General features: G+C 51.3%; 13 protein-coding genes. 4 read left to right on the forward strand and 9 right to left on the reverse strand.

Annotated elements, in window-relative coordinates:
• Positions 1 to 223 precede the first annotated feature (223 nt).
• The 4 genes from CAG65_RS04840 to CAG65_RS04855 all read right to left on the reverse strand — a co-directional run bounded on the left by CAG65_RS04840 (position 224) and on the right by CAG65_RS04855 (position 4,364).
• Complete coding sequence (locus tag CAG65_RS04840; protein ID WP_021706697.1) at positions 224 to 1,555, reverse strand: GGDEF domain-containing protein; 1,332 nt, start codon at positions 1,553 to 1,555, stop codon at positions 224 to 226.
• A complete protein-coding gene (locus tag CAG65_RS04845; protein WP_021706698.1) occupies positions 1,552 to 2,541 on the reverse strand; it encodes an ABC transporter substrate-binding protein in 990 nt (329 codons plus the stop codon). The genes CAG65_RS04840 and CAG65_RS04845 overlap by 4 nt, the downstream gene beginning before the upstream one ends.
• Before the next feature lie 286 nt (positions 2,542 to 2,827).
• Positions 2,828 to 3,679 (reverse strand): alpha/beta hydrolase, encoded by an 852-nt coding sequence (locus CAG65_RS04850; protein WP_161452557.1) that lies wholly within the window; start codon positions 3,677 to 3,679, stop codon positions 2,828 to 2,830.
• A gap of 88 nt (positions 3,680 to 3,767) precedes the next feature.
• Positions 3,768 to 4,364, reverse strand: coding sequence for a TetR/AcrR family transcriptional regulator (locus tag CAG65_RS04855; protein ID WP_021706700.1), 597 nt, complete (start codon positions 4,362 to 4,364; stop codon positions 3,768 to 3,770).
• A gap of 127 nt (positions 4,365 to 4,491) precedes the next feature.
• Between CAG65_RS04855 and CAG65_RS04860 the strand changes: the two genes are divergently transcribed.
• Both CAG65_RS04860 and CAG65_RS04865 read left to right on the forward strand, forming a co-directional pair.
• The gene (locus tag CAG65_RS04860; protein WP_161452558.1) at positions 4,492 to 5,448 is read left to right on the forward strand and encodes an AEC family transporter; all 957 of its coding nucleotides are present in this window, start codon (positions 4,492 to 4,494) and stop codon (positions 5,446 to 5,448) included.
• Between the two features lie 157 nt (positions 5,449 to 5,605).
• Positions 5,606 to 6,277: an START domain-containing protein gene (locus CAG65_RS04865; protein ID WP_161452561.1), complete on the forward strand. Its 672-nt coding sequence runs from the start codon at positions 5,606 to 5,608 to the stop codon at positions 6,275 to 6,277.
• On the opposite strand, the gene CAG65_RS04870 is transcribed toward CAG65_RS04865, so the two are convergent.
• Positions 6,236 to 6,763 (reverse strand): hypothetical protein, encoded by a 528-nt coding sequence (locus CAG65_RS04870; RefSeq protein WP_021706703.1) that lies wholly within the window; start codon positions 6,761 to 6,763, stop codon positions 6,236 to 6,238. The genes CAG65_RS04865 and CAG65_RS04870 overlap by 42 nt on opposite strands.
• Before the next feature lie 4 nt (positions 6,764 to 6,767).
• On the reverse strand, positions 6,768 to 7,154 hold the full coding sequence (locus CAG65_RS04875) for an MAPEG family protein (protein WP_021706704.1): 387 nt from the start codon (positions 7,152 to 7,154) through the stop codon (positions 6,768 to 6,770).
• A 439-nt stretch (positions 7,155 to 7,593) separates the two neighbouring features.
• On the opposite strand from CAG65_RS04875, the gene CAG65_RS04880 reads away from it, so the two are divergent.
• Positions 7,594 to 9,141 (forward strand): L,D-transpeptidase family protein, encoded by a 1,548-nt coding sequence (locus CAG65_RS04880; protein ID WP_161452563.1) that lies wholly within the window; start codon positions 7,594 to 7,596, stop codon positions 9,139 to 9,141.
• A gap of 34 nt (positions 9,142 to 9,175) precedes the next feature.
• Here CAG65_RS04880 and CAG65_RS22170 read toward each other — a convergent pair whose 3' ends face one another.
• The 3 genes from CAG65_RS22170 to mtgA all read right to left on the reverse strand — a co-directional run bounded on the left by CAG65_RS22170 (position 9,176) and on the right by mtgA (position 11,672).
• Positions 9,176 to 9,856 carry a hypothetical protein gene (locus CAG65_RS22170; protein ID WP_237668749.1) on the reverse strand — a complete coding sequence of 227 codons (681 nt, stop codon included), beginning with the start codon at positions 9,854 to 9,856 and terminating at the stop codon, positions 9,176 to 9,178.
• Positions 9,856 to 10,875 carry an ABC transporter substrate-binding protein gene (locus CAG65_RS22175; RefSeq protein ID WP_237668750.1) on the reverse strand — a complete coding sequence of 340 codons (1,020 nt, stop codon included), beginning with the start codon at positions 10,873 to 10,875 and terminating at the stop codon, positions 9,856 to 9,858. The genes CAG65_RS22170 and CAG65_RS22175 overlap by 1 nt, the downstream gene beginning before the upstream one ends.
• Before the next feature lie 119 nt (positions 10,876 to 10,994).
• Positions 10,995 to 11,672: a monofunctional biosynthetic peptidoglycan transglycosylase gene (mtgA, locus tag CAG65_RS04890; protein WP_021706707.1), complete on the reverse strand. Its 678-nt coding sequence runs from the start codon at positions 11,670 to 11,672 to the stop codon at positions 10,995 to 10,997.
• A 209-nt stretch (positions 11,673 to 11,881) separates the two neighbouring features.
• Between mtgA and CAG65_RS04895 the strand changes: the two genes are divergently transcribed.
• Positions 11,882 to 13,093, forward strand: coding sequence for an MFS transporter (locus tag CAG65_RS04895; RefSeq protein ID WP_161452564.1), 1,212 nt, complete (start codon positions 11,882 to 11,884; stop codon positions 13,091 to 13,093).
• Positions 13,094 to 13,260 lie beyond the last annotated feature (167 nt).

Here is a 13,260-nt window from a genome sequence, read left to right on the forward strand (position 1 = left end):
CTTATGAAAGCCTGTCGGCGTCGCGCCCACTGAGTCAGACAGAAACAGCGTGCATCTCTGCTCAGAGGGAACCGGAATATGATCCCACAGATTCAAACACGGAGATAATAATGATTACAAAATTGTTAACCGCATCAAGGACGAGGTTATAATTATTAAATATTTGATTTGTATTGTAATAAAAAATAAACAACACCAATAAAAGCACGAGTATGCCAGACGGTTATCGAACAACGATCGGAGTGGTGAGGTGGTCATGGTAATAGGCGCTGCCCGGCACCGACTTAGCCACATACATGGCCTTATCGGCCAGCTGAATTAGCTTGCTTGCATTGTCTGACTGGCTCGGGTAGTAGCTGATACCGATACTGACCCCGACACTCAATGTCTGATGTTCAAAACTGATCGGCTCACTGAGCTTGCGGATCAGCATCACAACCCGGTCAAGCAAAGCCGGGACGGACTCCTGCCCAACCAGTTCACAACAGATGATAAACTCATCGCCCCCCATGCGAGCCACGATGTCATGATCGCGGACACTATTAAGTAATCGCTTGGCAATGGTGCACAATAACGCATCCCCGGCAGCGTGCCCATGACGGTCATTCACCTGCTTAAATCCATCCAGGTCGAAATAAATCAGTGCGACATCCGAATCTCGGGACTGTGCCCGCTCAATCGCCGCATTGAGGTGATGTTCAAGCGCCCGGCGGTTAAACAACCCGGTCAGCGGATCGTGCAAAGAGAGGTGCAGCAGCTCGTTCTTTTGTTTGATGATCGCCGCGGTCTGCATCGCCACTTCTCTGGACAGTTCATTACGGGAAATGGTGGTCTGATTGAGGGTGTGGCCGAGTTTGTGGAGAAAATCAGCCAGCAAGACAAACTCTTTGTCGAGCGTATCAACACCAACCTGGTACTGATAGTTACCACTTTGTAACTCACGAATACACCGGGCAATGGCCCGCCGACCATGGGTGAAACGGTTGAGAATGAAAAACGCGGTGATGATTAACACCAGAGCAAAAGCACTCAGTACCGCAGCGACCAGATACATCATGCCGGTATTACGCTGTTCGGTGTCCACCAAGAGCTGACGCTGAGTACCAAGCAGTTGATCGGTGATGTTCTGCAGCACCATGTTGTAGCGGGCAAACAGCAGATCCTGTGCACTGTCGAACTCTCTTGTCTGCATCAGGTTACGGGCATTGTTCAGCCGCTGTTCTTGCTGAAGCAATTCGTTTAGACGAGACACCAGCTTCAACATAGTATCATTGCTGCTTTGCTTGTCCTCAATCTTCGCCGCAATTAACTCAAAGTTAGCGAGTCCGGCATTGAGACGATCTTCTGCGCTGACGCCCTCAGACAAATACTGTTTCTGCCACAACAGGGTTCGCACCAACTCCAGTTGCCGCTGAGCCAGTGCGACCTGCTCAATCTGGCTATGTAGTTGATTATATTGAGAAACCTGACTCCAGATCAGTAACACGATCGCCGCACAGAGCAGAAAAGTGCAACTGAACTGGAAATACAACTTCTTGCGCAGCGAACGTTTCATTGCAACGGCACCTCAGTCTGCATCGCACGTTCAAACGGGCGCTGATCGATCACATGGCTCAATTCCATGCTGCCACCGTCTACTTTGCCCTGCTGCTGTGACCAGCGCATCTGATAACGCAGATTTGACATCAGGGCATTGCTCAGCGACACACGAAAAATGTAGTCGTCCCACACCCAGTGAATCAGATCATGGGACAGCCCAAGTGCGGTGGCAACCTGCCGACGCGCCCGCTCCGGATGATCGTGAATCCATTGCGTGGCCAGATTGAGCGCACTCAGCAATCGTCGGGCTTCATCGGTGTTTTGCTCGGCATACGCCCGCTGGCTGATCAGGTTAAACGACAAGGTATACACGCCGGGAATGCCCAGTTCACGCACCTGGCCGGAGGTTTGCGCGTATGCGTAGTACCCATGTGGTTCCCACACCGAAACGGCGTCGACTTCCCCGGACAGCAGTGCACTGTCGAGTTTATCGGAGGTCAGGTAGACTTTGTTGACTTGCATCGAACGCAAGCCACTGGCGATCACCACAGCATCAAAATAGAATTCGCTCGCGCTGCCGGGGGTCATGCCGACCCGGCGCTGAGATAAATCGGCAATAGCCTGAATCGGAGAGGAAGCGAGGCTCAATAGCTTAAGATCGTTATCGGATTCGACAAAGCTGGCGAGTAATACCAAATCGTGTTGGCGACGCCGCTCAGCCAGCAGCACCGACTCGGAGGCGGTGGCGTACTCAGCCATCCCCTGATTGAGCAACTGAGCACAGCGCACACCACCTTTCATCTGAATCAGCTCAACCTTGAGACCAAACCGAGCAAACAATCCCTGCTGCTCCGCAATGATCAGTGGTGCAGAAAGTGCTGTCTTTGATACCGCAATGCGAATTACTTTATCGGCACGCTCCTGATTGCGCACAGATTGTGTGACGGTAAACAAACACACCGCAACAATCCCCGCTAAAAGCACGCCTCTGCCAGCTCTCATGGTACAACCTGTACTTAACAACGAATAGAAAAACCATTATGTCCCACCATAGCCAGCTGACGGTGTTGTTATCGGAGATTGCAACTTTGTGCAGTCACACTTATTGAGTAATTAGATTATAATTTTTAGCTGAAAATGTGATGTTTTGCCAATACAAATAATGCATAAAGAAAGCAGGAATGGCTTGGGCTAAGCGAAATGGAAGAGCCGTGCACACGGCTCTTCACACAGAAGCAAACATGAAGTGCTTGATTTACAAGCTGGTATACGAAATACGACGCACTGTTTACGCTTGAGTAAGCGCATTAAACGCATCGAACACCATGGATGATTTCATGATCCGACCATGTCCCTGGTTGTGGGTCGTCACCAGCGTGACCCGCTCGATCTCCTGATCGGCCTGCTGAGACACTGCGTAATTGGCAAATTTATCCTGCTCGTCGTGCACGATAATGGTCGGTGCGTCACGCTGGGTTAAACGCAGGTAGGGATTGATGGACTGAATCGGGTAGCGGTACTGCTGTTCCACTTCTGACACCACAGCATGAAACAAACGCATCGAATAACCGGAGCGCTCAATGCTACCAAACAAGTTATCGAGGTAATCGAGGACTGGCGCAATTAATAGCATTGGTTTGTTTTCCAGTTTCGCATGTCGGCACTCCAGCGCAGAAGCCGTCCCCATACTGTGACCAATTAACCCCGCGACCTCGTCCACACTGTCGAGGATCGCGTCCAGGCCCATGACAAAAGCCGGAATATGTCCGTAACAGCCTTCGCTTTCCCCATGAGCGGGATGATCGTACGCCAGCGCCGTATAACCCTGACTGGCGACGTGTTCCATCAAAGGATAAAACTGGCTCGCCGATCCCGACCAGCCGTGGGTCATCACCCATACCGGCCCCTGACCCAAGGTATACGTGCGCAGTACACCTTCCGCCGAATGGATTTCCCCTTTGCGTAATCCTTGAGGCTCATGATTCTTTGGTTTGGCTCGTGCCGGTGTTAGCAGCAATTGACGCGCTGTTTTTCGGGCATGAGCCGGAGCCAGTGTGTGATGTAAGCGGGTACTCACATTCACGAGTGTTCTTTTTACACTGAACTTGTTGGAGGTATTAAAATAAATCTTCTCACTCATAATGTCGTCCTTTATGCGGTCATCATTTAATCGAACGACCGTGCTTTTTTAATGCAAATAATCGGTAAAACTCAAGGCCAGAACTTCACTAGCGTGATACTTTCCAGCGCTCGAGCAAACACTCCACACCATGCCAGAAGCGCTGATAGCTACTCTGCTGACCATGGATGGAATAAAACAGGTGCGCACTGAGGTAGAGCCCATACAGTTCAAACACCGCCTGACCGGCCGACAAATCGGCACGGAACTCACCATTGGCAATGCCTTTATCAATCTGGATCTCAAGGTAGTGAATCCAGGTTGCGATGGTTTTTTTCAGCACCTGCTGGGTCGCATCGTGTTCGCGGCCCGTCTCTTTCCACGCATCAAGAAACATGCAGCTGCCCTGAAACGAGTGATTCCACCCCAGCCAATTGTCCAGCAGCAGTTTGAGTTTGCGTTCAATATTGTCCGACCCCAGTGCTCTGGCCGGAGAAATAACCCGCTGCGTGAACACACTGTTGGCGTACTCGACCAGTGCCACCTGCAGATTTTCCTTCGAGTTAAAGTGTGCAAACAGGCCACTTTTAGACATACCGCACTGTTTGGCCAACTCACCGATGGTCAGGCTTTCCAGCCCATCTTCACTGGCCAGTTCAAATGCTTTGCTAAGGATGGTTTCCCGGGTCAGGCGCCCTTTACTCATGATGTGATCCGTCGTGACAATCAAGCTCTATATTTAGCACGATCGTACTATTATGCAAATTCTTATTTGCATCACGCTTAAATTATGCACAATAGATTCTTTACGCATGCTGTTTCAAAGGATTGATATGACTGGCATTCTCGATCAGTTGCTGTTCTCTGCGTCTATTACTGGCCCGATCTGTCTCATGCTGTTTCTCGGTGTCTTTTTAAAGCGCTCCGGCCGCATCAATGAAAACTTTATCGATGTCGCATCCAAGCTGGTGTTCCAGGTCACTCTGCCAGCCATGTTGTTCATCAGCATCGTCAATGCCGAACACGATTTCTCCTCCAGCACCCCGTTAATTCTTTACGGTGTGGTTGCCAATTTCGTCTTTTTCCTCATTGCCATTGTGGCGACCAGGAAGCTGCTGCGTGACAACGGTGATCAAGGCGTGGTGATACAAGGTGGCTTTCGGGCCAATACCGGGATCATAGCCCTCGCTTACGTCGCCAATGCGTATGGGGAATCCGGCGTCGCGCTGGCCGCCATTTACGTTGCAGCCATGACGTTTTTGTACAACGTCCAGGCAGTCATCCTACTGACCCCGAAAGGTGAAGCGTCCGGAATGCAGGCGATCAAAGTGATGTCGAAAACCATGACGCGCAACCCACTGATTCTGGCGATTGTGATTGGTATTTTGGTTTACGCTCTGGCGATTCCCGTGCCCGACATGGTGATTGATGCCGGACAGTATTTCGCCAGCATGACCCTGCCTCTGGCATTACTGTGTACCGGCGGCTCGCTCGATATCAGCGCGCTAAAGCACGACAAAGCTCCCGCCTGGTTTGCCACCGGGCTGAAATTGCTGTTGGCCCCACTACTGATTACCGGCACCGCTATCGGATTTGGCTTTCGCGGACTGGATTTGGGGGTGGTCTTTTTGATGAGTGCTTCGCCCACAGCGGCCGCCAGTTACGTCATGGCCCGAGCGATGGGGGGCAACGCACAACTGGCTGCCAACATTATCGCGCTCACAACCGTACTGTCTTTATTTACCTGTACACTCGGGATCTTTTTGCTTTCCAGCCAGGCACTGATCTAATCCGAACGCTTTCAGTGATCGATTTCGCTCTGACGAGCGTAAGCACATGGTGAAATAAGATCTCTGTAAGAGGGAGTTTTTGTTAGCGTTTGTCTATGAAACACTTGTAAGGTTGTCTTAGGACAACCTTTTTTTTACCTCGACTCAGGGAATCGTTATGCGCTTGATGGTGTTACTCGCTGCTTTAGTTAGTACTTACTCTTACTCCGCCAACGAAAAAACATGGACATTCATTAAAACGGAACAAGGCATCACCATCGAAAAGCGCGACCATCAGGATGGGTTGATTGAAATTCGCGCCCAGATGCTGTTTCCGACCCGCTACTCAGCCTTTCTATTGTTGTTGGAGGACAGTGACAACATCCCTAATTGGATCGATAACGCCAGCCACAGCCGGGTGTTACAGCAAATCAGCTCTAACGAAAATATTGTCTACACCCAGTTTGCCGCCCCCTGGCCCGCCAAAGATCGCGACATGGTGACTTATTCTCGCTATCAGATTGTTGACGGCGCATTCGAACTGCTCATCAAAGACGCCAGTGACTATCTACCGCAAAATCCAGACTACATCCGTATCACAGCGGTACGGGCCCGCTGGGTCCTGGAAAAACTGACCAACGGCCAGACACACATCGAATACACCGCTTTTGCAAACCCGGGCGGTGCGCTGCCGGACTGGCTGGCCAATCAGTTGTCGGTGGACAGCGCGCTGGCGACGTTCATCGGCCTCAAGCGAGAACTGCCTGATTATCAGGTTCTCAATCACCCCAATATCGATGAACAAGCACTAAGACTGACGAGCGAGATCGCGGGCGAGAATGAGCGCTAAACCAAAAATTTGCAGGAACAGAGCGATGTTTTTATAAAACGCAATGCGCTCTTCAAGTTGCAAGGTGCGTTCATTCAGCGACAGATTCTGCAAATAAAAATCATCAATACGCTCCCGCTGATGACGCTGGGCAGCGTTGATCTGCACCATCAAGGCTGGTAAATGATCCGGCGTAACGTGCGCCACACTGTCGTCCCCCACCCAGATCGCCAGCTGTCCACGGAGTGCCTCATCCAGCGACTTGGAGAGCGGAGCCTGCGACGCGAGTTGCAAATGGAGCAGCAATGCCTCTCGTTTGCGCTCCAGCGTCTCAACGCCATTCCAGGCGAGTTGGATTGAATAGAGGTTTTCCGCTTTTTGCTCACTCAACTGGGCTTTGTCTGAGCTCAGTTTATCCAGCACGATACTCGACAACAGGATCGCCAGGATATTCAGCACTAACCCTGTGAGCACCAGCACCCAGGCCGCTGGCCACAAACGCTTCATCTTGTTACCACAAGTTAGCCAGCGGCAGATTAACCAGATTCAGGAGGATCAGCCCTGCCATAGCGGCAAAGGTGAGTTTCATGCCTTTGACCCGGCCTTTGAGACTTTCGTTAAGGATCGCGCGAGCATGAATAAAGCGCCCGGCACAGAACACCAGTCCGGTGAGATGGATCCAGAAAACACCAGCACCATTGAACTCAGCCAGCCCCATCAGAATCAGCGTGATAGGAATGTAGTCCACCGCGTTCCCTTGTGCCGTGCGGGCAATAGTTAGCTTTTCCACCCCGCCATCAGCGTACATCACCTTATTGTCACGTCGCTGATTAATGACCTGAAACGATAACCAAATCAGCAGTCCCGCCAACACTGACGCGTAAAGTGCTGTAATCATAAGAAGTTCCTTTCGATGAAATTGATCGTAACTAGTGTAGGCCAAGGCGAGCGTTTCATCGCCTGGTACGCTCACAGCCTGACTCTTTTATTCCTAACTTGTTGATTTTAAGCTTAACACTCTGATATTTGTCTTAGATTTAACTCAAACTGCCATCGTCTCACCTTTGAGAACAATTTTGCCCTAACAATGCACGGGCCTGAGCGCCGTCACTAAGATTGAATTTTCATGCATTTACATGAGCAATCCTTGAGCACTTTGGTTAAAATCAAGTGCGATAAATTTCATATCACACAATTTTCATAAATTTGGTGGATAATGCCGTCGTAAACTGTAACCCTGATCACACCTTGTGATGCGGCGATTCCAGGCGAAGAATCCCGGAACAAAACAGTGCAAAAGCGTCATAACCATAAACAGGAGAAATGAGAGCAGATCTATGAGAACACGATTATTTTGTTGGCTAAGTGTTTTGCTGGTCGCGTTCCCGGCAATGGCGCACGCGCGCACTGAGCCTCTGAGTTGGTTCGAAGAAAACTCAAAAATTATCTCAATGCTCCAGTATCCGGCTTTAACCAGTCGCGTGTATCAGGATGCGGATTTGCAGTTGATCTGGGCCGACGAACAACTGCGTGACCAGTTTGAACAACAACTGGAAGTGATCCAGCGGGCCGGATTCAGTCCGTTATTCAGCCATCAACTGGATTACCTGCGCCTGTACCGAGAGCGCCACAGTTGGTTTGAATACGATCTGCTGGCAACCGATACCGCTCTGTTGTACCTCAGCTATGCACAACAGGCTCCGATCCAGGGTGAAAAATGGTTTTTCAGCTCGCGCCTGACCAGCAAATTACCAGAACCTCAGGCGGCTTCTGTCGCTGAATTTGAGCAGGCAATCGCTCATCACAACACCAGTGCTTATCTGCGTTCCTTTGCTCCTTCCCTGATCACCGACCCAGCGCTCTACAGTGCCTATCAGAGCCTCAAGCAGTTTGAAACCAAACCTCAACCCGTTTATTACCAAAGTGGTGTCATTCGTAAAGGGGATAAACTAGCCGATCGTCCTGCCTTGATTGCCCGATTAAACATGGTTGGTGTTGATGTCTCCGGTGTGGCCAACGATGTCGACTGGTACGACGAGAGCCTGGTCAGTGCGGTTAAAGCGTTTCAGCGCATCCATGGCCTGACTGACGACGGTGCGATTGGCCCGGCGACACTGAAATGGTTAAGCGTTTCATCGAGTAAGCGACTGGCCATGCTGGCACTCAATACCGAGCGGGCCAGAATGTGGCCGACAGAGCGTGATCAGCTGATCGTCGTAAACGTACCCGGTTTTTCAATGCATTACTGGGCTGAAGGTAATGAAGCATTTAGCTCAAAAGTGATCGTAGGGCGTAAAGCACGTCAGACCCCGGTGATGAAAACCTACATGAATGCGTTGATTTTCAACCCGACCTGGAACGTGCCTCCCACCATCATGAAAGAGGATATCCTGCCCAAGGCCAAAGTAAATCAATCCTACTTAAGCCAGCGCCACATTCAGATCCTCAAAAGCTGGGGGTCGAGTGAAGTGATCGATTATCAGCAAATCGACTGGAGCAGTGTCGATCCTAATAACTTCCCGTATCGCTTGCGTCAGGCCTCAGGCAACTGGAATGCGCTCGGACGTTACAAATTCAATACGCCAAACGCAGAAGCCATCTATCTGCACGATACACCGAGTAAATATCTGTTTAACCGCGCATCTCGTGCGTTCAGTTCCGGCTGTATCCGAGTGGAACATGCCGATAAGTTTGCTTCCGCTCTGATGCGAACACAGGGGCTGAACACCAAACCAGAATACCGTAAATCGTCCAATAAAGCCCTGCCACTGCGCAGCCGCATTCCGGTCTACATCATCTATAAAACCGCGTGGTATGACGGTCATCACGTACAATATCGTGACGACGTGTACGACTTTGACCACTTCGCTACCAGTCGCAGTTAAGCCTCACCGCCGGAGTTTCAACTCCGGCTTTTTTTTATTGCATGACCACCTGATTAAAGTCGATCCAGCCATTGGCCAGCAGTTCGGTCGTGGTCAGCCTGTCAGACACGTTCAACTCCTGCCGCACGTGATACAAAGGCTGATACACGCCTTTATCGATAAGCTTTTTTTCAAGTTGAGCAAACCCACGCAAACGCTGGGCCAACGTTTCTCTGTTCATCACCCGTTCAATCTGAGTCTGCAGCCAGGTGCGCTCACGCGATGACAAGCACACTGACAACGAATGGGTGCACATCAGCCAGCTAAGCCAGGACATTTCTGTATCGTCACCGAACACTTCACCGCTGATCAGAATGTCCGCCTGAGACTGACGCAGACGACAATTGAAATCCGGAAAACTCAGCATTTGCCAGTCACAAGGGATACCCCGAGCCAGCAAAGCATACGCCAGCATTCGGGCTAGTGTGATATGGGTTTCCAGTTGATAGGTCAGGATCTTCAGCGGCTCCGCAGGCCGCGTTAACGGGCCAAACAAAGCCTCGAGATCTAATGGCTCGGGCGCAGTGAGCGTCTCCGGTTGTGACAGCATTCCCTTCGCCTTCGCCAGCTCTTCATCAAGTAAGTGTTGAGGCGGCTGCAGGCAAGTGGCCAAGTGCTGTAAGGCCTGACGATGGGCGTGCTTTTTCAGCCACGGGTGGCGCGACGGATTGAGCATCAGATACTCACAGCCCCGCTCCCATTGCTGGCAAACCTGATAGCCTGCCCGCGCCTTGCCACGCAGATGAACGCCATGCACCACATCGCTGTTGAGGGCAAAATCTTCGCGTGAGCGCCGACATTCCAGATTTCAATACCATCAATCCAGGGACGATAACCATGATAATCAGCAAAACGGTGTAACAGGGTCCGGCGTTCGGTCTGCTCTGCGAGAGCAAACGGCCCAGTGCCCAACAATTGACCGTGACTCAGTTTGGTAATGCCCATGGCCCCATCGGCCAGCAGTTTGGGCAACAAAGCCGGCATACGCTGGCTGACAAAACGCAGCCGATCTGGGCTCAGTATCTCTACCCGGTCGATGCAATCAAACAGAGCCCGGTTCCCTGACTCTGAAGCCATGAGTCGCTCAAAATGCGCCACCACATCTGCCGCATTCAGCACAGAGCCATCATGAAAGCGCAGTCCTTTACGCAACACGACGTCCAGAGTGTCACCGCTTTGATACCAGGAATGCGCCAGGTCACCGTGCCAGTGGTCACGAATCGGGTCGTAACGAAGCAACGTGGCATAAAGATAGCTGGCAATATGGTGCTCAGTGCGGCGGTTAATCGCTATCGGATCGAGCGAATGCGTAGCGCGATAAAACGGCACCTGAAGAATATGTGTGGACTGCGCCTGACTCTGATAACGGGCTACATAACTGGCAATGAAGGCGTCGCGCTGCGCCTCTGGGATGAGCTGCAATGCACTCTCCACTTTACCCTCTTCCAACAATCGGTTCGCCTTTGTTACCAGGCGATCCTCAATGGGCTTTTTCAGGCGCGCCCGAGGCAGGTTGCCACGTCCAACCCCGGGTTGCCAGTCTAAGGTCTGTTCTTGTGTCAAACGGCGCACCAGCAACTGGGCGTTGCGCCGCGTACAACACAGCGCTGTGGCGAGCGTATCCAGTGACACCGACTGCCACTGGTTGATCTCTAAATGGTCACGGCAAAAAGCGAGCGCTTTCCAATATCGCATATAGATGACATCCCTATGAGCTCTCAGGCCATGTTTTCATGTTTCATGGCATCATAGGGATTTCAGCGTACAACAACAGCGCGATGTGGCAGGAGCGTTAGCACGAACACATTTTTGGCTTACAACTGGAGGGATCCTAGATTGTTCATCTGACGCATCACCCAGCGGGAACGTTGGTAGGTGTACTGTGTCATCGGGCTGGCTTTGATTCGATAAGGGTTTGGCAGCACCACCGCCAGTTGGGCAGCCTGCGATCGGGTCAAGCGGCTGGCTGGGACATGGAAGTAGTGTTCACTCGCCGCCTGCACACCGTAAATACCAGGTCCAAACTCAATCACGTTAAGATACACCTCCATGATGCGCTGTTTGCCCCAGATCACTTCCATCCACAGCGCAAAATACAGCTCGTACGCTTTTCTCAGGTATGAATGCGCCGGAAAAAGAAACACATTTTTTGCCGTTTGCTGAGTAATGGTGCTGGCGCCGCGGGACGGACCTTGATCATCTGCCGACAGGATCACGTCGAGCAGTGCCTGAGTATCCACGCCATGATGATAGGGAAATTTCTGATCTTCTGATGCCATCACGGCCACCGACATGCTAGTGGCAATTCGGTCCAGCGGCACCCATTGATGCTCAGTCCGGCTTGGATAACTGGCTGGCGGCGCAACCATACGCGCGATCTTCCAGCCCCAAATGGGCGGATCGATGAACTTGAACACGCCGATCAACACCACAGGCGCCAATAACAAGAAAAGACATATTTTGATCAGCAGCCGTTTGAGTTTTTTTACCATGCTTCGCCCAGATATCACCGATAACCGGCACAGTTTAGCGTACGGCAAGCAAAAAATGACAAATCCGTGTAATGAATCGTTGGTTTTTTATTCATCCATGCCAAGGATAAGGCAAACATAAAAGATGAAAATATGTTGAATATCTTCTATTTTTCTTCGTCTTTTAATTTCGATAATGAAACTTTTCAGGCCGTTAAAAGGAATTACAAATGAGCACCCTAACCCAAGAGCCGGGCTCGATATGGAAAAGCCGACCGTTTCTTATCCTATTTTCCAGCGCACTGTTTGTCGCCTTCAGCGCCCAAATTTATAACCTCGCCGTTCCCTTGCTGGTGTATGAACTGACTCACTCTTCCGAAATGATGGGCTGGATGCGCGCCGTCGAATTTGTCCCCAACTTGCTTCTCGCGTTGTTCATCGGCGTCTGGGTTGATCGGGTGGATAAAAAACGTTGGTCTCAGGCGATGTTACTCGGGCAGGTCGTTACCGTGAGTTGCTCCTATCTGGCGGTAGAATGGCTCCGCCAGCCGTTATGGGTGCTGTTCCCTTGTGCTTTTCTGATGATGGCGTTCAACTACGGTTACCACAATGCGCGTATAACCATGATGAAAAGCGCCCTGCCTCAGAGCATGCAAAATACGGCCACCGCGCGAATGAGTTCACTCAGTAGCTTTATGGAAACCGTTGGTCCGGTGTTGTCTGGGGCGCTGATGTTGCTGTCGGCGATCCACAATGTGTTTCTGGCCGTGGCCGGATTACTGCTGATTTCCTACTGGCAGCTCAACCGTCTGGAGTGGCACAGCACGCTCAATCCGCATCATGCCGGCGTATGGGCGGCGCTGCGCCAAGGTTGGCAGATCCTGCGCCAGGAGCAGAATATGTGGACCATTACACTGGCCGTGATGGTGATCAATACCACAGGTGCCGTGTTCTGGATTCAGGCCATTTATTATGCCAAAGCTGAATTGGCAATGAATGCCGTTGAGGTCAGTTATCTGGTGGCCGCATCCGGTGTCGGTGGCTTGCTTGGCGCATTCAGTGCCGACACAATTCGCCGCAAACTGGGGTTGGGTCCATTGCTGATCGGCGCCATTGCGCTGGAGTCGGTTGGATTTATGGTGCCACTGATTGTAACCAGTCCGTGGACACTGACACTGGCGTTTACCTGGGTGTCAGCCATTGGTCTGTTGAGCAGTATTTGCATCTGGAGCTACCGCCAGGAAGCCTTTGATGCCCAGCACCTCGGTCGGATCGCCGGTATCACAGGTTCGCTGTTCAAGCTGATGATGCCTTTCGGCCTGGTTGCATCAGGGTATCTGGTATCAGCGATTGGTATCGAACCCGTCTTCCTGCTCTGTTTCGCACTGCAAGTGTTAACAGCACTCTGGCTGGCCTGTAGCCAGGTTCGTTCCATCGAATAGTAGAGCCAAACCTGCCGAAACGGCAGGTTTTCCACTGGTCGGCTTGGTGTCTGCCGACCTAACTGACCGCACCTTTTCACGGATTCTGCGTCTTATCAGGATCCATTTTGCGTATTGTCATAATTATTTTCATCGTCACGACAATAAACCTGATATAAAGATTGTAT

This window comes from Vibrio sp. V39_P1S14PM300 (assembly GCF_009904765.1).
In the GTDB taxonomy this organism is placed as follows: Bacteria; Pseudomonadota; Gammaproteobacteria; order Enterobacterales; family Vibrionaceae; genus Vibrio; species Vibrio proteolyticus.